General features: G+C 69.2%; 19 protein-coding genes and 1 rRNA gene. 13 read left to right on the top strand and 7 right to left on the bottom strand.

Annotated features, from left to right (window positions below):
- Positions 1-48 precede the first annotated feature (48 nt).
- A 5S ribosomal RNA gene (gene rrf, locus ABZS66_RS22830) occupies positions 49-165 on the top strand.
- A 73-nt stretch (positions 166-238) separates the two neighbouring features.
- Here the strand turns inward: rrf and ABZS66_RS22835 are convergent.
- The 3 genes from ABZS66_RS22835 to ABZS66_RS22845 are packed head-to-tail and all read right to left on the bottom strand — an operon-like array spanning position 239 to position 2,637.
- Positions 239-985, bottom strand: coding sequence for a TIGR03619 family F420-dependent LLM class oxidoreductase (locus ABZS66_RS22835; RefSeq protein WP_354760706.1), 747 nt, complete (start codon positions 983-985; stop codon positions 239-241).
- Positions 986-1,014: 29 nt separating this feature from the next.
- Entirely contained in the window at positions 1,015-1,641 is a 627-nt protein-coding gene (locus ABZS66_RS22840; protein WP_354760708.1) for a helix-turn-helix domain-containing protein, read from the bottom strand.
- A complete protein-coding gene (locus ABZS66_RS22845) occupies positions 1,642-2,637 on the bottom strand; it encodes a hypothetical protein (protein WP_354760710.1) in 996 nt (331 codons plus the stop codon).
- Positions 2,638-2,710: 73 nt separating this feature from the next.
- On the opposite strand from ABZS66_RS22845, the gene cysS reads away from it, so the two are divergent.
- From cysS to ABZS66_RS22860, 3 genes are read left to right on the top strand one after another with little or no spacing between them, the layout of a single operon-like run.
- Positions 2,711-4,117, top strand: a complete 1,407-nt coding sequence (gene cysS / locus ABZS66_RS22850) for a cysteine--tRNA ligase (RefSeq protein ID WP_354760712.1) — start codon at positions 2,711-2,713, stop codon at positions 4,115-4,117.
- 5 nt (positions 4,118-4,122) lie between these two features.
- Entirely contained in the window at positions 4,123-5,217 is a 1,095-nt protein-coding gene (gene rlmB, locus ABZS66_RS22855) for a 23S rRNA (guanosine(2251)-2'-O)-methyltransferase RlmB (RefSeq protein WP_354760714.1), read from the top strand.
- Between the two features lie 39 nt (positions 5,218-5,256).
- On the top strand, positions 5,257-8,049 hold the full coding sequence (locus ABZS66_RS22860; protein ID WP_354760716.1) for an Hsp70 family protein: 2,793 nt from the start codon (positions 5,257-5,259) through the stop codon (positions 8,047-8,049).
- Positions 8,050-8,107: 58 nt separating this feature from the next.
- Here the strand turns inward: ABZS66_RS22860 and ugpC are convergent, their stop codons facing one another.
- Positions 8,108-9,199: a sn-glycerol-3-phosphate ABC transporter ATP-binding protein UgpC gene (ugpC, locus tag ABZS66_RS22865; protein ID WP_354760718.1), complete on the bottom strand. Its 1,092-nt coding sequence runs from the start codon at positions 9,197-9,199 to the stop codon at positions 8,108-8,110.
- Positions 9,200-10,177: 978 nt separating this feature from the next.
- On the opposite strand from ugpC, the gene ABZS66_RS22870 reads away from it, so the two are divergent.
- The 4 genes from ABZS66_RS22870 to ABZS66_RS22885 all read left to right on the top strand — a co-directional run bounded on the left by ABZS66_RS22870 (position 10,178) and on the right by ABZS66_RS22885 (position 12,620).
- Positions 10,178-10,486, top strand: coding sequence for a calcium-binding protein (locus ABZS66_RS22870; RefSeq protein WP_354760720.1), 309 nt, complete (start codon positions 10,178-10,180; stop codon positions 10,484-10,486).
- A gap of 3 nt (positions 10,487-10,489) precedes the next feature.
- Entirely contained in the window at positions 10,490-11,656 is a 1,167-nt protein-coding gene (locus ABZS66_RS22875) for a hypothetical protein (RefSeq protein ID WP_354760722.1), read from the top strand.
- A gap of 125 nt (positions 11,657-11,781) precedes the next feature.
- Positions 11,782-12,198: a hypothetical protein gene (locus ABZS66_RS22880; RefSeq protein ID WP_354760724.1), complete on the top strand. Its 417-nt coding sequence runs from the start codon at positions 11,782-11,784 to the stop codon at positions 12,196-12,198.
- Entirely contained in the window at positions 12,195-12,620 is a 426-nt protein-coding gene (locus ABZS66_RS22885; RefSeq protein ID WP_354760726.1) for a hypothetical protein, read from the top strand. The genes ABZS66_RS22880 and ABZS66_RS22885 overlap by 4 nt, the downstream gene beginning before the upstream one ends.
- A 392-nt stretch (positions 12,621-13,012) precedes the next feature.
- Here the strand turns inward: ABZS66_RS22885 and ABZS66_RS22890 are convergent, their stop codons facing one another.
- Complete coding sequence (locus tag ABZS66_RS22890) at positions 13,013-15,382, bottom strand: DEAD/DEAH box helicase family protein (RefSeq protein ID WP_354760728.1); 2,370 nt, start codon at positions 15,380-15,382, stop codon at positions 13,013-13,015.
- 110 nt (positions 15,383-15,492) lie between these two features.
- Here ABZS66_RS22890 and ABZS66_RS22895 point away from each other — a divergent pair, with 110 nt between their 5' ends.
- Together ABZS66_RS22895 and ABZS66_RS22900 are read left to right on the top strand one after the other, a co-directional pair.
- Positions 15,493-15,825: a hypothetical protein gene (locus ABZS66_RS22895; RefSeq protein ID WP_354760730.1), complete on the top strand. Its 333-nt coding sequence runs from the start codon at positions 15,493-15,495 to the stop codon at positions 15,823-15,825.
- A 110-nt stretch (positions 15,826-15,935) separates the two neighbouring features.
- A complete protein-coding gene (locus ABZS66_RS22900; RefSeq protein WP_354760732.1) occupies positions 15,936-16,748 on the top strand; it encodes a lytic transglycosylase domain-containing protein in 813 nt (270 codons plus the stop codon).
- 41 nt (positions 16,749-16,789) lie between these two features.
- On the opposite strand, the gene ABZS66_RS22905 is transcribed toward ABZS66_RS22900, so the two are convergent.
- Both ABZS66_RS22905 and ABZS66_RS22910 read right to left on the bottom strand, forming a co-directional pair.
- The gene (locus ABZS66_RS22905) at positions 16,790-17,479 is read right to left on the bottom strand and encodes a hypothetical protein (protein WP_354760734.1); all 690 of its coding nucleotides are present in this window, start codon (positions 17,477-17,479) and stop codon (positions 16,790-16,792) included.
- Between the two features lie 191 nt (positions 17,480-17,670).
- Positions 17,671-17,793 carry a hypothetical protein gene (locus ABZS66_RS22910; RefSeq protein WP_354760736.1) on the bottom strand — a complete coding sequence of 41 codons (123 nt, stop codon included), beginning with the start codon at positions 17,791-17,793 and terminating at the stop codon, positions 17,671-17,673.
- Positions 17,794-17,852: 59 nt separating this feature from the next.
- Here ABZS66_RS22910 and ABZS66_RS22915 point away from each other — a divergent pair, with 59 nt between their 5' ends.
- The 3 genes from ABZS66_RS22915 to ABZS66_RS22925 all read left to right on the top strand — a co-directional run bounded on the left by ABZS66_RS22915 (position 17,853) and on the right by ABZS66_RS22925 (position 22,416).
- A complete protein-coding gene (locus tag ABZS66_RS22915) occupies positions 17,853-19,394 on the top strand; it encodes a YjjI family glycine radical enzyme (RefSeq protein ID WP_354760738.1) in 1,542 nt (513 codons plus the stop codon).
- Positions 19,366-20,091 carry a radical SAM protein gene (locus tag ABZS66_RS22920; protein WP_354760740.1) on the top strand — a complete coding sequence of 242 codons (726 nt, stop codon included), beginning with the start codon at positions 19,366-19,368 and terminating at the stop codon, positions 20,089-20,091. The genes ABZS66_RS22915 and ABZS66_RS22920 overlap by 29 nt, the downstream gene beginning before the upstream one ends.
- A 234-nt stretch (positions 20,092-20,325) precedes the next feature.
- Entirely contained in the window at positions 20,326-22,416 is a 2,091-nt protein-coding gene (locus tag ABZS66_RS22925; protein ID WP_354760742.1) for a choice-of-anchor D domain-containing protein, read from the top strand.
- The last annotated feature ends 172 nt before the right edge of the window (positions 22,417-22,588 follow it).

Consider the following 22,588-nt stretch of genomic DNA (forward strand, 5'->3'; position numbering starts at 1 on the left):
GCACCCCTGCAACGTCAGGGTGTGCGGTGGTTGACAGGTTCATAGTGTTACGGCGGCCATAGCGGAGGGGAAACGCCCGGTCCCATTCCGAACCCGGAAGCTAAGCCCTCCAGCGCCGATGGTACTGCACCCGAGAGAGTGTGGGAGAGTAGGACGCCGCCGGACAAACCTTTCCTTCAGGGGCCCACCATCTGGTGGGCCCCTGAAGCGTTTCTCAGGCCTTGTCGAAGAGTGCCGCCTACGACATCCGCATCCGTTCCGCGAACCGAGTGAGCTCGTCGAGGTCGTCGCCGGCGGGGATCACCAGTCGGGTCACGCCCTCTTCGGCGAGGGCCTCGACCTGGTCCTTCGTGAGGTCGGGAGAACCCCAGCGGGTGTACTCCGGCCGGCCCGCCAGGTCGCGTTGCAGCGCGCGTTCCTCCGGCGGGAGCATGCCGCCCGGGAACCAGCCGTCCCCACGAGACGCCGCTCGCCGGGCCGCGGCACGGCTGGCGCCGCCGACGTGGATCGGCAGCATGGCCAGGGGTGCCGGGAAGCTGGTCAGGTCCTTGAACGCGAAGAACTCTCCGTCGAAGCTCACCGGGCCCCCGGTCCACAGCAGGCGCAGCACGTCGATGGCCTCGTCGGCGCGGCGGCCCCTGCTGCTGAAGTCGACGCCGACCGCCGCGGCCTCCGCCGGGATGTTGCCGATGCCGATGGTCAGCAGGCGCATCCGGCCCCGGGATAACACGTCGATCGTGGCCAGGCGCTTGGCCAGGATGACCGGGTGGCGGTACGGCAGGAGGAGCACTCCCGTTCCGAGCAGGACGCGGTCGGTCGACGCGGCCACGAAGGTGAGGGCGTCGAGCGGGTCCAGGAACGGTACCGACTCCATGGTCAGGTGGTCGGGGACGTAGAAGCCCTCGAAGCCGCAGGCCTCGGCGTGCCGGGCGACGGCGACCAGCAGCTCGGGGTCGGTGGGCCGGTGGTGGACGGCAAACCTCATGGCCGGGACCGTAGAGGTTGACGCCGGCGTCAACGCAAGGCTCTGGCCACCGCGTCCGCGGCGTTGACGACGTGGGTTCTGGCTTCCTCCTTGATCTGGGCGAGGGCGACCACGCCGACGCTGGCCTCCAGGCCCTCGACGTGTGGGACGGCGGCCGCCACGCCGAAGGCGCCCGGCTGCAGCTCGCCCTCGGTCGCTACCGCGCCGAAGTCGCCGTCCCGGCCGGCCAGGATCGCCTTGCCCGCCGCGCCGACCTCCAGCGGGTGGCGGGAGCCCGTTCGGTACGCCACGTGGAACTGGGTCCAGCTCGGCTCCACCACTGCCAGTGCGTAGGCCTCGCCGCCGTCCGCGATCGTCAGGTGGGCCGTCGCACCTACTGTCTCGGCCAGGCGGCGCAGCGCCGGGAGGGCCGCGTCCGCCACCAGCGGCTGGGCCCGCCTCGCCAGGTGTAGGACGCCTGCGCCCACCCTCAAGCGGCCGGACGGGTCCCTGCGCACCATGCCGTGTTCGGACAGGGTGGCGACCAGGCGGTACACCACCGCTCGGCCGACGCCCAGGCGGGCCGCGGCCTCGGTCATGGTCAGGCCGCTGGGAGCGTCGGCCACGAGGTGGAGCAGGCGCAGGCCGCGGTCCAGGGTCTGCGCGGTCTCGGTCACCTACTCATTGAACGCCAGCGCGTCCGGCTTCGTCTCGCAGGTGGCGGTCCATTGCGGTACGACGGCGCCCTTCACGGTGATGGTGCCCTTGAGCTGGAAGACGACCTGCGCGACGGCCACATCGGCGGGCATGTCCACGGTCAGTTCGGCCGCGCCGGTGTGCGGGTCGTCCTGGTTGGGGCCGCCGAGCGACAGGGGCAGGTTGACCGGGACGGGGCCCTCGGAGCCGGTGATCGCGAGCGCCGACGGGGTATCGACCGCGATCGCGATGCCGTTGCGGCTGTACCACAGGCTGAGCTTGAGGTTCATCCAGACGCGGCCGGTCTTCGCCCAGCCCCGGGCCTCCGCCCACGGCTCCAGCGTCGCGTTGGCGGAGAAGACGACCGTCGAACCGTTGATCGACTTGTCCGGGCTGGCGATGTCGCAGCGGAAGGAGGCGGCGTCGCGGCGCCTCGGGTACAGGCCGGGGATCGGGGTGCTCGTCTCGGCGGTGCGCAGGTCGATCCACTGGGTGCGTTCGGTGTCGGTGATCTCGAGCCGGGTTGTTGCACCCTTGGGCGCGGCGACGACGATGAACGCCTGGCTCTGGAACTTCGGTACCTGATGCGGCTGGCCGTTGATCTTCACCAAAGCGTCGGCGAACCCCGTCGTGATGGTCCCTTCGGGCGCGGATCCGACATACGCGACGACCCATTCCTCGTCGGGGTTCTTCGGCGGCGGGGTTGCGTTACGCCCTTCGATGTCGGCCGGATAGGTGTCGGTCGCGCCGATCATTTCCAGGTGCAGGCCGGCCTTCGGCCAGCGCAGGTTCGCCTCCTGTTTGCCGAGGACGCGGATGAACGGCAGCTCCAGGCTCGCCGGGCGGGGGCCCTGATGCACCATGACCTTGGGGTTCGGCGGCGGCGGGCTGACGGTCGACCAGTCCGTGGGCGGGTCGGATTTCGAGCAGGCCGACAGGAGCAGTACCCCGCACAAGGCGAGTCGGCGGATCAGCACGTGGCTGATTCTGCGGTCGCGCACCCGGGTCGCGCGACATCGCGTCACAATGCCGACCGGTACTCTTGCATCTGTGACCCTACGCCTGTATGACACCGCCACCCGATCGGTCCGGGACTTCGTCCCGAAGACGCCCGGGCAGGTCGGCATCTACCTGTGTGGGCTCACCGTGCAGGCCGGTCCGCACATCGGCCACCTTCGCTCCGGCGTCAACTACGACGTGTTGCGCCGGTGGCTGCTGAAGTCCGGCTTCGAGGTGACGTTCATCCGCAACATCACCGACATCGACGACAAGGTGCTGCAGAAGGCCCTGGAGGCCGACCAGCCGTTCTGGTCGATCGCCTACGCCAACGAGCGCCTCCTCGCGGCCACCTACGACAAGCTGGGCGTCCTGCCGCCGACGTACGAGCCGCGCGCCACGGGGCACATCCCCGAGATGCACGAGCTGATCAAGGTGCTGATCGACAAGGGGCATGCGTACCCGGCGACCGACGGCTCCGGCGACGTGTACTTCGACGTGCTGTCCTTCGGCGACTACGGCTCGCTGTCGAACCAGCGGCCGGAGAACATGGAGCCGGCCGCCGACGGGCCCGCCCGGTCGAAGAAGGACCCGCGGGACTTCGCGCTGTGGAAGGGCGTCAAGGCCGACGAGCCGTCGAACGCGTACTGGCCGTCGCCGTGGGGGCCCGGCCGACCCGGCTGGCACATCGAGTGCTCGGCCATGTGCTGGCGGTATCTCGGCGAGGAGTTCGACATCCACGGCGGCGGGCTCGACCTGACGTTCCCGCACCACGAGAACGAGATCGCCCAGTCGCACGCGGCCGGGCACCCGTTCGCGCGGTACTGGGTGCATCACGCGCTGCTCAACCTGGGCGGCTCGAAGATGGCGAAGTCGCTCGGCAACGTGGTGTCGCTGGAGTCGCTGGTCGAGTCCGGCGTGCGGCCGGTCGAGATCCGCTACTACCTGCTCGCGCCGCACTACCGGTCGGTGATCGACTACACGCCGGCGGCCATGGAGGAGGCGGCGGTCGCGTACCGGCGCCTGGAGAACTTCGTCCAGCGGGCCTTCGAGCTGACCTCGTCGGCCGAGCTGGGCGAGCTGCCGGCCGAGTTCGCGGCGGCACTGGACGACGACCTCAACACCTCCCGGGCGCTCGCCGTCGTGCACGACCTCGTGCGGGACGCCAACGCGGCGCTCGCGGCAGGCGACAAGGTCTCGGTCGCGCGGTGGCTCGGGTCGATCCGGGCCATGCTCGACGTGCTCGGCGTCGACCCGCTGTCGGACCAGTGGCGGTCTGCCGAGTCCGGCGATTTGACCCGGGTGGTTGACTCACTCGTGTCGCTCGCGCTGGAGCAACGGACCGCCGCGCGGGCCCGCAAGGACTGGGCCGCCGCCGACGCGGTGCGCGACCAGCTCAAGAACGCCGGTATCGCGGTGGAGGACACCCCGACCGGCCCCCGATGGACGCTGGAGAGCTGAGGCACATGCCAGGGAATTCCGAACGCCGCGGCAAGCGCGTGGCGTCGAAGAAGGGCGCCGTTAAGGGCTCCGGCGGCAAGAACCGCCAGTCGCTCGCCGGCCGCGGCCGCACGCTGCCGGCCGACGAGCGGCCGTGGCACAAGGGGTACTCCGGCGACGAGGAGCTGCCCCAGCGCACCGCCTGGAAGCAGGACAAGGAGCGCCGGGCCGCGGCCGCAGAGGGCCGCGCGCCCAAGATCGGCCAGCCCGGCACCAAGCGCACGGCCGGCAAGGGCCCGTTCGGCGCGTCTTCGAAGAAGGCCGCGCCGGCCCGGTCGGGCCCGCGGGTGTCGCCGGGGCGCAAGGCCGCCCAGCCGAAGGACGGCCCGGAGCTGCTCGTCGGCCGCAACCCGGTCGTCGAGGCGCTGCGCACCCACGTCCCGGCCACGGCGCTGTACGTGGCGCTCGGCATTGACATGGACGAGCGGGTCAAGGAGGCCGTGCGCACCGCCGCCGAGCGGGGCATCGCGATCCTCGAGGTCACCCGCAACGAGCTCGACCGGATGACCGGCGGGGTCCTGCACCAGGGCCTCGGCCTGCAGGTGCCGCCGTTCGCGTACGAGCCGTTCGCCGACCTGCTCGCCTCCTCGCTGGAGTCGACCACGCCGCTGCTGGTGGCGTTGGACGGCGTCACCGACCCGCGCAACCTCGGCGCGATCATCCGCTCCGCGGCCGCGTTCGGCGCGCACGGCGTCTTCCTGCCCGAACGGCGCTCGGCCGCGATCACCGCCACCGCCTGGCGCACCAGCGCCGGCGCGGCGGCCCGGGTCAAGGTCTCCCAGGTCACCAACCTGACCCGCTCGCTCAAGGCGTGCCAGGAGGAGGGCTTCGTCGTCGTCGGGCTCGACGCCGACGGGGAGACCTCGCTGTACAGCCTGGAGGCTGCGGTCGGCCCGCTGGTCGTGGTCGTCGGCTCCGAGGGGCGCGGCCTGTCGAGGCTCGTCGGGCAGACCTGTGACCTGCGGGTGGGCATCCCGATGGTCTCCGACGTCGAGTCCCTCAACGCCTCCGTCGCCACCGCGGTGACCCTCGCGGAGGTCGCTCGTCGGCGATCTGCCTGATCTCTGGCGCATTGGTCCGGGCTGCCTAATATGGGCCCGGTGAATGAGCCTCAGCAGGGCTTCGCGATCGGAGTCGATCTCGGGACGTCCAACACCGTCGCTGTCATCCGCTGGCCCGACGGACGGACCCGCCCGCTCCTCGTCGACGGGGCGCCCATCATGCCCTCGGGCGTCTTCGTCGACGAGAACGGCCGGCTCCACGTCGGCCGGGACGCCGCGCGGCTGGCGGGCCTGGACCCCTCCCGCTTCGAGCCCAACCCGAAGCGACGGATCGACGAGCCCACGGTACTGCTGGGAGACCGCGAACTCCCGACCGTCGACCTGCTGGCGTCCATCCTGGCGTCCGTCGCCCGGGCCGCGGTCGAAGCGGTCGGCTTCCTCCCCACGGCGGTCCTGACCTACCCGGCGGCGTGGGGCACGCGCCGCCGGGAGGCCCTCCAGACGGCCGCTCGGCGGGCCGGCTGGCCCCCGGTCATGCTGGTGCCCGAGCCGGTGGCGGCCGCCCGGTACTTCGCCGACGTGCTGCGGCGGCCCGTTCCCGTCGGCTCGGCCCTCGCCGTGTTCGACTTCGGTGGCGGCACGCTGGACATCGCTGTCGTGCGCAATGACGGCGGTCGTTTCGAGGTCATCGGTACCGGTGGATTGGAGGACCTGGGCGGGCTCGACGTCGACGCCGCCCTGGTCGAGCACCTCGGGCTGGTGATCGGGCAGATGGCGCCTTCCACGTGGGCGGCGCTGCGCAACCCCGCTACCACCTCCCAGCGGCGGGATCGGCGGCTGTTCTGGGACGACGTCCGTGGCGCCAAGGAGATGCTGTCGCGGGCCACCGTTGCGCCCATCACCGTTCCGGGCCATGACCAGGCTATTCACCTGACGCGTGAGGAGCTGGACAAGGTCATCGAGCCGCTGGTCCGGCGGGCCGTGTGGGAGACCGGGGCCGTCGTTCAGCGCTCTGGGCTGCGGGCCGACCAGCTCGCTGGGCTGTTCCTCGTCGGCGGGTCCTCCCGGCTGCCGCTCGCCGCCCGGCTGCTGCACGCTGAGCTGGGGATTCCGCCTACCGTGCTGGAGCAGCCGGAGTTGCCGGTGGCCGAGGGGGCGCTGGCTGAGCTCGCGCCGGTCAGCGGGTACAGCACGGACAGCATCCCGGCGGGTCGCGTCTCCAACCCTCCCTCGGCGCCGGTGTCGCCCGGCTTCGCCGGTGCGCCGACGTCCGCGCCCGCGTTCGGGAACGCATCGCCGCCTGCTGGTTATCCGATGACGGCCGCGGAGGCCGTTCCGCCGTCGATTTCGGCACCGCCGACCCAGAGCTACTCCGCACCGCCGAGCCAGGGCTATTCAGCGCCGCCTACTCAGGGGTTTGCAGCGCCGCCCACTTCCGCGCCGCCAGCCCAGGGCTATTCCGCGCCGCCGGTTTCTGGGGCGCCCACGTCGCCGCCGCACTCCGGGCAGCCGCCCTTCGCGCCCTCGCCCGCTCCGGGCGCCGGCGGTTCGGGGAAGCGCCGCACGGGGCTCCTGGTCGGTGTCGCGGCCGCGGTTGTGGTGCTGCTCGTCCTCGGCGGCGGTTACTGGTTCTTCTTCCGCGACCGGGACACGGCGGTCGACTTCACCACCATCTCCAGCTACGGCTCGATGGACCTCGGCGCCGCGGACCAGGTCACCGGAGTGACGACGGTGACGATCGGCGAGCGGGTGTACGTCGGCTGGGAGGCCAACAAGAAGTACCAGGTCGCCGCCTACGACCTCAAGAACAAGAAGCAGGCCTGGGGCCCGACCGTGATCGACGACCCCAACACCACCTGGCGCCTGTGGCCGTTCGCGAAGGGCATCCTCGTCGCCGGCACGGGCGCCTCCGACGGCGGCGCGCTGTACCTGCTGAACTCGGACGGCAAGCAGCTGAAAAAGGAAAAGTTCGAGACCCAGGACCGGCTGTACCCGCTGGAGAACATGTGGGTGCAGCACTCGTACAAGGACAAGAAGTCGATCGCGTTCGGCTGGAACGGCGACCTGAAGTGGTCCCGTGACGACGCCAAAGCGGGCAGCTACCTCATCGGCGAGTCGCTGCCCAGCGACCTGCGCGGCCCGGCCGGCCTCGGCGGCGGCCCGCAGAACGTCGAGCTCAAGGACCGCACGACGATCATCAGCGTCGACGCCGACGACAAGGTGCGTCTCCTCGACGCCGCGAACGGCAACAAGGTGGTTCGCGAGTACCCGAGCAAGAGCGACTCGTACGAGTGGTACGTCGCCCACGACGGCAAGCTGTTCAAGACGTCGTCGCAGGCGAAGTACAGCATTGCGGTGTTCGACCTGTCGAAGGCCGGCGAGCCGACCCAGATCTTCAGCTCAGCGGACACCAACCGCCGGATCATGGCTCTGTCGCTGTGCGGCGCCGACCGGATCTGCGTCCTGGACGCTGAGGACTCGTACGGCAAGAACGGCGTCGTACGCGCCATCTCGATCTCTGAGCGCAAGCAGCTGTGGCAGGCCGACGCTCCGGCGACGAACACGCTGGTCCCGGTCGGCAAGCAGATCCTGGCCACGGCCACAGGGTCCTCCAGTGAGCTGGCCAGCTTCCTGTTCGACGACGCGGGCAAGCAGCTGCTCAAGGACGACCGGAAGGCGATCGGCGTCCGCGTCTCGGGCGGCAGCCTGCTGTTCCTGAACAAGGCCCCCGGCACCCTGAGCGACACCGAGGTGTCCCTCGTCGGCGTGACCGCGTCGACTGGTGAGCGGGTTGCCGTCGGTACCGTCAAAGGCACCAACTGCTCGTGGAACGCGGCCTTCATCGCCTGTGAGGCCGACGGCAAGCTGCAGGTGTGGCGGTTCGCCAAGTAGCTACTGACATGGAAGGGGCGGCGCTCTCGTCGAGCGCCGCCCCTTTTCTTGCCTTAGATCAGATGCGGTGGCCGGTCGCGGCGTTGAACGCGTGGTGCGTGTTCGCGTGCGGGCGGACGTACACGATCTCGGTCAGGCGCGGGGTGCGGCGCGGGTCGGCGCGGACGACGAAGCGCTCGTCCTGGCCCTCCAGCGCGACGGTGCCGTGCACGTACGCGTCGGAGCCGAGCTCCTCGACCAGGTCCACCGTGATCGGGATGCCGCCGTCGTTCGGGCCGACCAGGTCGGTGTCCTCGGGGCGGAACCCGACGGTGACCTTGCCGTTGCCGCCGTCCGTCTGCGCCGCGGCGATCTGCTCGCGGGTCAGCGGGAGGACGACCTCGCCGAAGCGGCCACCCTGGTCGGTGAGCGGCACGGTCTTGATGTTCATCGCGGGGGAGCCCATGAAGCCGGCGACGAAGACGTTCGCGGGCCGGTCGTAGAGCTCACGCGGGGACGCGACCTGCTGCAGTACACCATCGAGAAGAACCGCCACGCGGTGGCCCATCGTCATGGCCTCGACCTGGTCGTGGGTGACGTAGACCGTGGTGATGCCCAGCTTGGCCTGCAGCGTCGCGATCTGCGACCGGGTCTGCACACGGAGCTTCGCGTCGAGGTTCGACAGCGGCTCATCCATGAGGAAGACCTGCGGCTCGCGCACGATGGCGCGACCCATGGCGACACGCTGGCGCTGACCACCGGAGAGCGCCTTCGGCTTGCGGCCGAGGTAGTCCTCGAGCTGCAGCATCGCGGCCGCTTCCTTCACGCGCCGGTCGATCTCGTGCTTCGGCGTCTTGCGCAGCTTGAGCGCGAACGCCATGTTCTCGTACACCGTCATGTGCGGGTACAGCGCGTAGTTCTGGAAGACCATCGCGATGTCACGGGCCTTGGGGGGCAGGTGCGTGACGTTGCGGTCGTTGATCAGGATGTCGCCCTGGTCAACGTCCTCCAGACCAGCGAGCATGCGCAGCGAGGTCGACTTGCCACAACCCGAGGGACCGACGAGGACGAGGAACTCGCCATCCCCGATCTGCAGCTCGAGCTGGTCGACCGCGGGCCGCGGGGTGCCCGGGTAGATCCGGGACGCCTTCGCGTACGTGACCGTAGCCATAGCAGGGTGCCACCTTCCACCGGCAGGAACGTGCCGGACGATCCGAGTAGAAGCCCTTGGGCAGCGAGTTTGCTCCCCGAGGTTGCAGCCAGGTTAAGCGCTTGTTCCGCCCGTGCCAAGGTCGACGGTGGTTTTTGGGGTGATTCGGTCCTGTTTGGGTGCTCTAGTATGTCGGGAGCGCGGACCGGGTCCTGGCCGATAGGATCGTGGTTGGTGCCCTACGTCGTCACGTGGGGCGGCCAGCCGACGTGGCGCAATTGGCAGCGCACCCGACTTGAAATCGGAAGGTTTGGGTCCAGATCCCGCAGTCGGCTACCTGCTAGTCCGTTAGGCCGGCGTTCGTGCTCATTCGTGCTCGGCGACCACGTCGCTCGGCATCCTGCGTCCCCGGGACGTCTAGTCAGACACATCGGCCAACGTAGCCTGACTGGCGTATGGCTGAGTGCCAGCCGACTATCGCGATGCTCGGCGAGCCGGTTGCATAGTTCCACGGGCCGCTTTCTGGTTGCCTCGATCGGGATCTTTACCGACGCGTGACATCGGGGCCATCCCCGCGATGCCCTGGGTGAAGCCAAAGCGCCCGGTAGTCGGGCTGACGTGCGCTGGCAGCGATGTCACGGCGCTGTTCGGGGCCGCGTCTCATGACATGGCGTCGTGGCACACAGAACCGATGTCGCGGCGGCGCTTCCCACCTCGCCCTCGGAGCACGATGACGTCGGCAGCGCCGCGGGCTCGGCATGAGCCAGCGTGACCCTCGCGGACCGGCTGTGCGCCGTGTCTGGTCGGTCGACCATCACGCGTTATGAGTTGTCCCGCTACGAGCGCGGACTGCGGGTGCCGCGCTGCCACTCGAAGTCTCGCCGCTTGCCTCAAGGTACCGCTGTAGGACCTGCAGCAAGCCGCTGCCGAGCGGCTGATGTCGGCGGTACGGCCGGCCCTCCCGCGCAAGTCTGTCGATGGCCGGGCTACCCTGCGCCGGTGAGTTCGCTGAAACGGTCACAGTTCGATGCCCTGGTCGAGGAGGCGACTGTTGACTGTTACAACGAGGATGAGCAGCTGACGGGCCTGTACACCATGATCGAGGACAACCTCGCGCTGCCGTTCACGACGGAGGTTCTCGGCGTCGAGGTCACGGTGCGCCGGGTGGATCTGCGCGGTGACCGGATTGTGGCGATCTGCCACCGGGGTCGTGAGCGGCAAGCGATCGAGATCCTGGACCTTCCCTTGCCCGATCCTCGACCCGAGGGTGCGCAGTGGATCGAGGCGTACCGGCACTGGGGCGGATGACCTGTGAGCGAGTACCAGTACTACGAGTTCGTGGCGATCGACCAGCAGTTGACGGCGGCGGAGCAGGGCGAGCTGCGGGCGGTGTCGACACGCGGCCGGATCAGCGCGTCGAGCTTCGTCAACGACTACCAGTGGGGTGATCTGAAGGCCGACCCGCGCAAGTGGATGGAGCGGTACTTCGACGCCCACCTGTACCTGGCGAACTGGGGCACTCGCCGGATTGCGCTGCGGCTGCCGGTACAGCTGCTGGATCCGGATCTCGCGGCGACCTACTGCGTGGGTCACGCCGCTTCGTCGTGGGCCACGGACGAGCATGTGATCCTCGACCTGTACAGCAGGGATGAGGACGGCGACGAGGAGTGGTGGGAGGAAGAGGCCGCGCTGGCGTCGATCGTTCCGGTCCGGGCTGAGTTGGCCGCCGGCGACAACCGGCTGCTGTACCTGGCGTGGCTGTTGTGCGTGCAGGACCAGGAGCTGGACGAGGACGAGTTGGAGCCGCCGGTGCCGCCCGGCCTGGCCGAGCTGTCGGGGCCGTTGCAGAGCCTCGCCGGCTTCCTGCGCCTGGACGACGACCTGCTCGACACCGCGGCCCAGGCCAGCGCACCCCTGACTGCGCCGGCACCCTCGGCGGCGGCCTTGGCCATGTGGGTGAAGCAGCTACCGGCGGCCGACAAGGACAAGGTCATCGTGCGGCTGCTGCGGGGCGACGGCACACACCTTCGCGCCGAGTTGCTGCGCCAGTACAGCGGCGGGGCGGCACCGGCGGCCGTGAGCGGCGGCCGGACGGTGGGCGAGCTACTGGCCGGCGCCGAGACGCGCTGGGCCAGCCGGCAGCGACTGGCCGACGAGCGTGAGGCGGCCGAACAGGCGCGCCGGGAGGCGGCAGCCGCAGCTGCCCGCGAGCAGCGCCTCGACGCGCTGGCCGCGGACCCGGAGCGGGCGTGGCAGCAGGTGGCCGAGCTGATTGCGACCAAGAAGCCCAAGGAGTACGACGCGGCGGTCGCTCTGTTGGTCGACCTGAAGGCGCTCGGCGAACGCGACGGCCGGCGCAAGGCGTTCCGCGGGCGGATCCACCAACTGCGTCTGGAACACGCCCGCAAGCCGAGCCTGCTGGACCGCCTCGAACGCGCCGGCCTCATCGCGAGCGCCGCCGGCACAACGCCGGCATGAGCGCAGAGCTCTGTCGGCAGGGACAGGCCCTCCGTCTCGCTGAAGCGTCATAGACTGGAGTACGTCACGTACTTGACGTACGTACGTGCGGGTCGCATGCTGGACGGGGAATGGTTGGAGGGCGTATGTCCATTGCCGCGCATTTCGACAGCTACTCGGCTGCTCGAGCGCACTTCAAGGATCTCCTCGACGCTGCTCGCCGCGGCCGGGTGGCGACCGTACAGCGGGAGACCGGCCGGGCAGCGGTCGTGGACGCCGACCGCCTGAGGGTGAGCCTCGTCGGCGTCCTGCCATCGCCGCAAGTGGTGGCCGAGGACGGCGGATGGTCCGTCTTCCTTCCAGGGGTACCGGTGGCCGCAGACGCCTCGACGTTCGACGAGGCGATCGACGAGATGGTCCTCGCACTTCGGGAGTACGCCGACGACTGGCAGGAACGGCTGCTGGACGCCCCGAACCATCGGAACAACTGGGCGCTGGTCCAGGTAGTCGAGCTCAGCGATGACGCGCAGCTGCGCGAGTGGCTGGTGGGCGCCACCCGATGAGCTGGCCGACGCCGACCCGCCAAGATCACCAGAAATTCTGCGAGATCGAAGGGTGGGAGCCCGTCCGGACCGCGCGTGGCCGAACCGGCACCCACCACCTCACGTACGAGCTGGCGTTGCCAGACGGCCGGATTCTGCGAACCCGGATCTCCCATCCACCAGACCGCAGCACCTACGGTCCCGGCATCTGGAGTCACATCCTGCGCGACCAGCTCGACGTCACCGAGGACGTCTTCTGGAAATGCGTGCGCGACGGCGTCAAACCGGCTCGGGGCAGGCCTGAATTGCCAGCGGCCGAACCGATCCCTGCCGAGGTGGTTCACCTGCTCATCACCCGAGTCGGTCTCACCGAACCGGACGTGGCGCGCATGACGAAGGACGAGGCCATCACGCGGCTGAACCAGTACTGGGCCGGCGAGTGATGGGAGGACTCATGACCGAGTCCTTCCACCCCGCCGAGGAGCGTAAGCGGCTGGGGCCGACACGGCGCCAGGTTGCCGACCTCCTGGGTGCAACGCCCGGCCGTGTGGGTCAGGCGGCGCAGCGTTGAGCTGGCGAGCAACGAACTGCAAGTAGTGGGAGGTGCTTGAGGCTCGCCAACTCGTCGCGTTGCCTCGACCGGGGCGCTGGCCGCTCGTTGCGCTATTTGAGCGTCACCCAAAGCGTGGTACCGCTCCGTCCGGCGGCCAGTGGTCGGATGAAGCGAGGCCGAGGGTCTTGCAGAGCTGCTGCATGGCGGAATCGGTGTCGCCATTCGGCCAGCGGTAGTCCACCATCCATCGCCCGTCGTATGACGCAGATTTGGTCCCGGTGGTCAGACCGACGCGCGGCCGGCGTACTTGATGAAGCCGAGTGCGCGGTAGCCAGGCATGCGGCGTTGGAGTGAGGCGGCGAGGATCGGTGTTGCCGGGTCGTGGTAGTCGTGGACCTCGGCGGTGTCCTTGCCGGGTGCTGTGCGGATCACGCGGCCGGCGCACTGGATCAGCAGGCCGTCGTAGGAGATCGGGCCGGCGAGGAAGAGGGCGTCGAGCGCCGGGGCGTCGAAGCCCTCGCCGATGAACGGCGTGGTGCCGATGACGAGCAGGCCGTCACCGGCCTTGGCATCGCCGAGCCGGTCGACGGCGGCCCGCCGGTCGGTGGTGCTCATCGATCCTTGCAGCACGAGCGCCTGATGGCCGCGCGTGGCGAGCATCGCGGTGAGGGCCTCGACGTGGGCGACGCGGCGGGTGAGGACGAGACAGTTACGCCCGCGAGCCAGGGCGGTGACGACATCGTCGACGATCTGGGTGTTCCGCAGTTCGTCCACTGCGAGGAGCCGGTGGACCTCCGCGAGCGCGCCCGGCGCGTCCAGATCTACCTCGGCGACCTTGAACATGGTCTCGTGGAGGTGCAGCAACCGTTGCGGACCGGCATCCAACTCCAGCGCGGCGACGATGGTGCCCTGCTCCTCCTCGGTCATGGCGTGCCGGACAGGCCCGAGTTGCCAGGTGACGAGCTGGCCGAGCCCGTCTCGGCGGGTGGGCGTGGCGGTGAGGCCGAGCCAGAACTGCGCCGCGATGCGCTTGACGGAGTGCTCATAGGCGGCGGCGCCGAGGTGATGGCATTCGTCGACGATGATGTGCCCGTACCCGGCGGTTAGGGCGGCGATGTCGTCGCGCCGCGCGAGGGAAGGCAGCAGCGCGATGTCCACCGTGCCGGTGAGTTTGCGCCGGCCGCCGCCGAGTTGGCCGGCCCGGATGCCGAGGAACTGTTCGATGCGCTCGCGCCATTGGTCGGCCAGAGCCTTGCGGTCGACGAGCACCAGCGTCGAGGTGCCGCGTTCGGCGATCACGGCGCAGGCCATGACCGTCTTCCCGGATCCGGGTGGTGCGACGAGCAGCCCATCGTCATGGGCCAGCACTGCACCAACCGCGGCGCTCTGCCTGGTCGTAAGGACGGCGGTGAACGCGACGTCGATCTCCTGGCCCGGGTTTCGGACGTCGCTGATGGCCAGACGGGAGCCGGCCCGTTCGACGATCGTGGTGACGGTGTGGCGCAGGCCGCGCGGCAGGATGAGGTGGTCGTCGAGGGTGAGGTCGTAGCCGCGGATGAACCGTGGGGTGTCCCAGGTCGACTTGCGTAGGCGTTGCAGTTCGTAGAACTTGGGGTTCGCCATCGCGGCGGCGTGCTTGAACGTGGCAAGAGCGGCTGGGGTCAACTGTGCCGCGTCGAGGGTCAGCCCGGCGCCGGCCTCTGCGTGAACGACCAGGGGCAGGGCAGGATGGACGCGGGTCGCGGTCGACCGGCTCATCGCGGCGACGTCGGTGCCGGTGGTGGCGTGTTTCGCCTGCCGGGCGAGGCGTTCGGCGCCGCCAGGGCTGAGCCGGTCCAGTGTCGACAGGAACGCCCACTGGTCCTCGTACGGCTCCAGCGTGGCGAGGTCGAGGAAGGTGGTCAGTCCGTGGTCGTTGCGGCGGCGGCCCTGCAGCGGCGCGGCGATCAGGTTGCCGAAGCCGCCGTCGGGCAGGATGTCCTGGTTGGGGAACAGCCGGTCGTAGGAGCGTAGGTCCATCGACCCTCGCAGCACCATCGCCTCGTGCAGCAGCACGGTCCCGACGGCCCTGGCGACGGCCGCCTGGATCGGGCCGGTGAAGAAGATCCACACGTGCGCGCCGCGACCGGACTGCGAAATCTCCAGTCCGGCCGGCACCGCGCTGGCGCGGGCCGCCTTGACGTAGGCGAGGGCGTCGAGCATCGCTGTCGGGCCGTCGAAGTCGGCCACCACGAAGTGGCAGGTGTTGCCGGGCAGCAGCGGGTACAGCCCCATGAACACGTCACCGACGAGATGCGCGGCGACGACCTCCGCCGTACGGGGCAGGTAGGCGGCTGCGCGCCGGTCCATGCCCTTGCGCCAGCCGCCGGCGACGGCGGGCATCCACCCGGCAGTGCCGGTCCGGGCGTTCTCCCACCGCACCGCGTACACGTCGGTGCGGGCCTGGAACCGGTCGTTGAACAGTGCCAGCTTGTCCCGCACCGATGACGCCATCGTGACCAGACCCGGCGTGGCGACCGGCGCCGCCAACTGCTCCGGCGCCGGAGCAGTGTCGCGGCCACTCAGTTCCAGCAGCCGGGACAGCCGGGTGTTCTCCGCCCGTAACCGTTCCACCTCCCGGCGAAGACCGGCGAACTCGTCCACCGCACTCACGCCGACCATCCTCGTGGACCGGCACCGGACACCCCGGAGGGGGTCGCTACTCTCCGGGGAACGTCGCACCGCTCATGACTTCGCAACGCCGGTCGGCTGTAGCTCCAGCTGTGACGTCCGTTGCTCGAGGACGTCTCGCCGTCCAGCGGCTGGTGCTGTTCAGGTCACTGCTCGTCGGCCGCGACGATGTGTACGCCCAACGCTGCGAGAAGGACGGCCAAGCAGCGGTTGGTGCCCGCAGTTTGAGTGACTGCCTGGCGGACGTGGCACGAAACGAAGGACGCCGCCGGTACCGACCGTTGGCCGACGACGTGCTCCATGACCACCTGTCCGGAAGGACCACCGTCGGGCTGTACCCGATGCTCGGCGCGGTGATGGAGGCAGCCGACAGCCTCGGCGTCATCGCGGACTGGCGAACGGAGGGATCACGCGGATCGCGGTGAGAAAGCACGGGGCCCACCAGCAGAAACGACTCCGGTAGGGTGCAGGGCAATTACCACGGGGAGGTACAAACGTGCGTGTCGGCGGACGTCGAAAAGTGCTAGGTGCGACGATGATGGTGGCGGCCCTGCTGGCCATGGCGGCCTGCGGGCGCAGCGACCACGCCGCGGATGCGGAGAGTGCCGCATCCACCAGCGTTGCGCCTGAACCCGTCGCCGCTCTTGAGCAGGCGGCGCCTTCGCCGTCGTCGTCTCCCATACCCACCCCTAGTGCTTCGCATCGAAGCCCGTCCAAGTCGAAGTCGCCCGTCGTGCCGTCGCGCGATGCGGGCAAGGCATCGCAGGCTTTGCCTCCGGCTCCGCACCCGCCCGCGCCGGCGCCCAGTTCGCCGGCGCCGGGCGCGAGTTGTCCGAGCTACACCGGACCGAAGGCGCCGATGGCCGACGTGCGCGCGGCGCTCGATGCTGCCGCCGCCAAGCAGTTCTGGCCGGTGAGCGCACCGTCGATCAGGGTGCCGTCCAAACTGCTTTACGCCGTGGCGTGGCAGGAGAGTGGTTGGCAGTCGACGATTGTCGCGTGCGACGGCGGTATAGGGACGATGCAGATCATGCCCGCCACGGCGACTTGGATGAACACGAGGTTCGAGAGCTCATACGACGTGAAGACGCTGACCGGCAACGTCATGATCGGTGGCGAATACCTCGCCTGGCTCATCAGGTACTTCGGCGATGCGTACTACCAGGGTAGCTACGATCTGTCCGTCCCGGCGCCGGACGGTGGCGTGTCGCTGTTGGACAGCGTTGTATCGGCATACAACTACGGGCCTGGCGCGGTCGATCCGGTGAAGGGCAAGGCCGGCATCCCCAATTGGCGCTACGTTGACAACGTCGAGGCGCTGATGACCAACTGTCCCTGCCTGGCGTAGAGGCCAACCGCAACTGACGTGATGGGCGATGACCGCTCGGGTCAGGGTGCGCTGATCATGATCCGGTCGACGGACGGCGCGCGATCGTCCGGGTTGCCGAACGTCACGCTGTTGCGGCCCTTCTTGAGATTGATCGTCACCACGGAGCGGCTGCAGCACTTGGCTCCTCCGGCCACAGTGATCTTGATCGGGCTTCCCCCGGCCACGCTGACCACGGCCGTCCGGGAGTCGTTGGTCACCAGGTACAGCGTCAGCGTGTACGTACCGTCATTGGGCACGGTGACGTCTGGGAAGGTGAGGGTTCCGGTCTTCTTCGCCCCTGGCCCCAAGCGGCCGAGGTTCTGCACGATGCTGCCACCCGAGGCACCCGTGTACGGGACGATTTGGGCCGGGCCGCCCAGCTCGGCGGAGCCCGACTCTGCCTCCAGGACGATCGGCTGGAATGGTGGACGAGCGGACGAGTGCGACGGTGACGGGGAGGCATTCTGGCTGGGGTCGGCCCCGGCACTCGATGAGGGCGTACCGGCGGTGGCCGGGCCGCTGGGGATGACGTCAGGCTCCCCACCGCCGGCGCTGCGGTCGTCGGGGGACGACGAGCGCATGGCCACCGACACCGCGATCACCACGCACAGCGTCACGAGAGCCGTGACCACCCAGATCCAGCGACGTCGGGCGGAGGCGTTCTCCCGGCGGTGACCGAGGTAGCCCGGCGGCTTCGTCACCGTGTTCACGTCGCCCTCGGTACTGCCCTGGGGGGGATCCACTGTCGACCGGACCCACCGCTGCGGCCGGTGGCTCGGCGGTGACCGGAGCAGCCTCACGGAGTGGCGGGTCTGATGGACCCGACGTGGTGCCGCGCGTGGGGTGGACGGCGGGCTCGGGCATCCAGCCGCCTACGCGCAGCCGGCTGGCGCTCCCGTCGTCACTGGTCATAGGGCATGAATGTAGCCTCCGCCGCCGGGCGGTGCACCTGACCAGCGGACCCTTCGAGCAGGTCGGCCGGGCCGGCCAGGGTGAGGGCGCGCCAGAGAGCGGACCGGAGCACGCACGGGACCTTGGGCCCTACCTGGCCGCAGCAGCCCTGCCTAGCCTCGAATGGTGGAGATGGCCGAGTTCGAGCACCGCGTCAGGGGGATCATCGCCGATCCCGCGCTCACGTACCGCCAGCGGCTGCACCGGCTCGCCGGCATCGCGGAGGAGGCGGTCGCGCCACCCGCGGTCAGTGACGCGTGCCGGGAGGCGCAGGAGAAGGGCGTCATCTGCGACCTCGCCGAAGGTCACGCACCCTACCGACCCCGGTACGTGCTGCCCGACTACGCCGCCCTGCTCCGCAACGGCTCGGCGTTCCTGGAGCTCGCCCCGCCGCGGGACCTCGACGAGGCCCTCGCCTTCCTCCTCATCGCGTACACCTCGGTGCCCTCGATCACGACGTACCCGGTGTACCTCGGCGACCTCGACAAGCTGCTCACTCCCTTCGTCGAAAAGATCAATGACGAGGAGTTGTACCGCCGGCTGCGGCTCTTCTGGATCTCGCTCGACCGGATGCTCCCCGACGCGTTCGTCCACACCAACCTCGGACCGGACGACACCCGGGTCGGCCGTACGATCCTGCGGCTGGAACGCGAACTGCTCCAGGTCGTGCCCAACCTGACCCTCAAGGTCGACCCGGCGCGCACCCCCGACGACCTGTTGCTCGACGGCGTGCGGACCGTCTTCGCCTGCGGCAAGCCGCACTTCGTGAACCACCCGATGATGACCGGCGATCTCGGCCCGGACTACGCGGCGGTCAGCTGCTACAACTCGCTGAAGATCGGCGGCGGATCCCACACGCTGGTGCGCCTGAATCTCGCCGAGGCGGTCCGGCACTGCCCGGGCGGGGCGCAGACGTTCCTCGCGCAGACACTCCCGCTGTTCGTCGAGCTGACCGCCGAGCTGATCGAGGCGAGGATTCGGTACCTCGTCGAGACCGCCGGCTTCTACGCCCACGACTGGCTGGTCGCCGAGGGACTCATCTCGCTGGACCGGTTCTCCGCCATGTTCGGCATCTACGGCCTGGCCGAGGCCGTCGAGGCGCTGCTCGAACGCGAGGGCAAGCACCTGCGGTACGGCCAGGATGCTGAGGCCAACGAGTTGTCGTATCGGATCACGAGCACCGTGGCGGACCTGGTGGCCGCGCGTCCCTTGCCGTACTGCGAGGGCAACGGCGGGCGGGCGTTCCTGCACTCCCAGTCCGGCATCGACAGCGACGCCGGCGTGACGGCCGGCACGCGGATCCCGGTCGGCCGCGAGCCGGCACTGTTCGAGCACCTCAGCGCGGTCGCCCCGCATCACCGGCTCTTCGCCGCCGGCATCAGCGACGTCCTGCACTTCGACGACACCGCGCGGCGCAACCCGCAGGCGGTGGTCGACATCATCCGCGGCGCGTTCGTGAGCGGGATGCGCGACTTCACGTTCAATCTGGACAGCAACGACTTCATCCGGATCACCGGCTACCTGGTGCGCAAGTCCGACCTGACCAGGATCGAGTCCGGCGCCCGCCACGAGTCCACGTTCCTCGGCGCCGGCTCGGTCGCGCAGTCGCACGTCGACCGCCGCGCGCCCAAGCGGGTGATCAGCCATGAAAGCAACCCGCGGCCTGATCGCTGACGTCATCCGCTTCTCCGCCGTCGACGGCCCCGGCAACCGGTTCGTCGTGTTCCTACAGGGCTGCGACTTCAACTGCCTGGCCTGCCACAACCCGCACACCATCCCGGCCGAGTCGCGCGCGGCGTGCTGGCGCACGGTGCCCGAGCTCGTCGCGCAGGTACGCGCGACGGCACCGTTCCTGTCCGGCGTCACCGTCTCGGGCGGCGAGGCCACCCGGCAGCCCGAGTTCCTGCGCGACTTCTTCGCCGCCCTGCACGAGGACGAGCAGCTGGCCCGATTGACCCGGTACGTCGACAGCAACGGCGATGCGCCCCGCCCGGTCTGGGACGCCCTGCTGCCGGTGCTCGACAAGGCGATGCTCGACCTCAAGGCCCTCGACCGCGGCCTGCACATCCGCCTGACGGGCAGACCCAATGACCGCGTGCTGGCCTCGATCCGCCACCTCGCGGCGCACGGCAAGCTGCACGAGGTACGCCTGCTGCTCATACCCGGCGTGAACGACGACGCTCGGACCCTCACGGCGACGGCGGCCTGGCTCCGCGACGTTGACGCCGGCATCCGGGTCAAGGTCATCGGCTTCCGCCGCCACGGCGTACGAGCCGCCGGCCGGCGCTGGCCAGAGGCCACACCGGAGCAGGTCGCCGGCTGGGCCGACACCCTGAGGGCCGCCGGCCTGACCGATATCGACGCGATCTGAGGTGGGCCGTGGCGCGGGTCAGGGAGCCTGCTGCCGGTGAGCAAGTGCGTCGTAGGCGGCCGCCGGCCATGGGAGGTGACGTATGAGCGTGGCCGCCGAGTCGGCCCATCTTCTATGGAGATCCGTTCGGCGGGTTCGGCCTGGTGGTGGCCGGCAACCGTCAAGGCCGAACGGCCGATTGAGTCGAAGGATGATCATCACTACCGTGTGGCCGTTGTTGCACCATGAACGACGATGACGGGGAGCAAAGTGCGCCTTTTGCGCAAGTTCGGCGCCGTTTTCGGGGCAGTAGCTCTTGCGGTGACGGCATTGTCCGGCGTGGCCAATGCAGCCGCGCCAACCGCTTCGTACGACGCATTCACCATCAACGGAGCTCACAGCTACACCTTCGACACCAGTAACGCCACCATCTCCATGATCGTCGGAGACCGCACGCATTTCGACCTCTCGGCCTACGCCAACGGTATAGAACAACGGGCTTTCGTCACGGTGGTCGCGCCGACAGCGCAGACGATCGGCATCGGCACGTTCCCCATTGCGGGGTCGAGCGATGCCACGCACTACAGGCTGGACATTGTCGCCGGAAACACCCGTTGCATCGAGATGAACGGCTCGCTCGCCATCCATGCCTTGACGTTCGACCCGGCGACCAACGAGATCACGTCGATCGCGGCCAGCTATTGGACAGACTGTAACGGGTGGCATGGTGAGATCCGCTGGCACTCGGATATGCCCTTCGTGGAGGCCGTTCAGACGCCCAACGACATCAGCTTCGGCAGGGTCGATCTGGGACACAGCTCCCAGGTTCAGACGGTGACGATCACGTCGTCGGGTATGTCGGCGCTCAAGCTCGGTGCCGCCTCGATCGGCGGGGACACACCGGAGGCCTTCACGATCACCAGCAACACGTGCACCAATGCCACGCTGGAGTACAGGCAGAGCTGCGCGATCGGTGTCAGAGCCCGGCCCACCGGCCCCGTCGAGCAGCACGCGACACTCACGGTGTTGGACAACAGCAGGTCCGGGAAGCGGACCATCGGCCTGGGCCTGAGCGGGCATCTCGGCGTCGAAGGCACGTATGTGCCGGTCAACCCGACCCGTCTGCTCGATACCCGGGAAGGCAACGGTGCGCCGAAGGCGCCGCTCGGCGGCGGCAAGACACTGCACCTGCAGGTGACCGGGCGTGGTGGTGTGCCGTCGAGCAAGGTCTCGGCGGTCGTGCTCAACGTGACGGTGACCGGTCCGACGTCGGCGGGTTACCTGACGGTCTACCCGTCGGGGATAGCCCGCCCGACGGCGTCGAGCTTGAACTTCCCGGCGGGGTGGACAGGTGCCAATGGGGTCACCGTGCCGGTCGGTACCAACGGCCAGGTCGACATCTACAACGCGGCCGGCAACACCCACGTCATCGCCGACGTGCAGGGCTACTACTACAGCTACGACGACACCCAAACCTTGTGGACGGCCGGGCAGTATTGGCCGACCCAGCCGGAGCGGTTGCTCGACAGCCGAGCCCCGGCGTTCGGCGGACCGCTGAACCCATGGGAATACGTGGAGATCCCGGTCAGTTACGGCGCGGCGTACGACGTGCATATCCGGGCCCTGGCGGTGAACATTACCGCGGTCAGCCCGACAATGAGTGGGTACGTGACGGCGTGGAACGGTCTTGCAGAGCGGCCGAAGGCGTCGACGCTGAACTTCACGCCGGGTTCGGTAGTGCCGAACTTCGCGGTTGTGCCGACCTCCTGGTGCTTCACGTGCGGCGCTAAAGGTGCTCCGTCGATCGGGGTCGGTAACTTCTCCAGCGGGCGGACGCACATCGTCGTGGACATCTTCGGGTTCTACGACGACGGTCAGATCCCTGGTGGCCTGCGATTCCACCCGCTGACACCGACCCGGATCGTCGACACCCGGGACGGACTTGGCGCACGCACGTTCACCGGTGCCGGCACCAGCACGGTCGCGGCCCCGTCCGCGGTCGCCAGCGACAACACGTACGCGCTGGTGGCCAACGTGACCGGCGTCGACCCGGTGAACTCGACCTACCTGAGCCTGTGGGCGACGGGCGACACCAAGCCAACGGTGAGCAACCTGAACCTCACACCACACGAGGTCCGGCCCAACGCCGCCTTCGTCAACCTCGGCCCCGGCAACAAGTTCAACGTGTTCAACGCCGCATGGAAAGTCGACGTCGTCATCGACGTGTCCGGCACATTCGAGTTCCTACCCGGATCGGTGCCGTCGGCCCAGAGCAGCAGCTTGGTCCGGCAAGGTCCCCTGCATTCCAGTTCGACCGGCACACCGCAGCGGCAACCGATGCGGTAGATCGACTCAACCAGTTGTTCAGCTGAGCAAAGGATTCATGCCTGCTGACCTGGGTTGGTGTGGCATCCCGCGCCGGTGGCGGGAATAGTCAGGGATTGAAACTGGCGGCCCGCAGCGCACGACCTCGGTGCGCTGCGGGCTGCGTTACGTTCTTCGTCATTCGCGATTTCAC

The organism is Dactylosporangium sp. NPDC005572 (genome assembly GCF_040605515.1).
In the GTDB taxonomy this organism is placed as follows: Bacteria; Actinomycetota; Actinomycetes; order Mycobacteriales; family Micromonosporaceae; genus Dactylosporangium.

Excerpts from the sequence above, each read along its gene's own strand:
- ABZS66_RS22920 (WP_354760740.1), top strand. The coding sequence starts at position 19,366 with ATGAAAGCAACCCGCGGCCTGATCGCTGACGTCATCCGCTTCTCCGCC.
- ABZS66_RS22915 (WP_354760738.1), top strand. The coding sequence starts at position 17,853 with ATGGCCGAGTTCGAGCACCGCGTCAGGGGGATCATCGCCGATCCCGCG.
- ABZS66_RS22900 (WP_354760732.1), top strand. The coding sequence starts at position 15,936 with ATGATGGTGGCGGCCCTGCTGGCCATGGCGGCCTGCGGGCGCAGCGAC.
- rlmB (WP_354760714.1), top strand. The coding sequence starts at position 4,123 with ATGCCAGGGAATTCCGAACGCCGCGGCAAGCGCGTGGCGTCGAAGAAG.
- ugpC (WP_354760718.1), bottom strand. The coding sequence starts at position 9,199 with ATGGCTACGGTCACGTACGCGAAGGCGTCCCGGATCTACCCGGGCACC.
- ABZS66_RS22835 (WP_354760706.1), bottom strand. The coding sequence starts at position 985 with ATGAGGTTTGCCGTCCACCACCGGCCCACCGACCCCGAGCTGCTGGTC.
- ABZS66_RS22880 (WP_354760724.1), top strand. The coding sequence starts at position 11,782 with ATGTCCATTGCCGCGCATTTCGACAGCTACTCGGCTGCTCGAGCGCAC.
- ABZS66_RS22925 (WP_354760742.1), top strand. The coding sequence starts at position 20,326 with ATGACGGGGAGCAAAGTGCGCCTTTTGCGCAAGTTCGGCGCCGTTTTC.
- ABZS66_RS22885 (WP_354760726.1), top strand. The coding sequence starts at position 12,195 with ATGAGCTGGCCGACGCCGACCCGCCAAGATCACCAGAAATTCTGCGAG.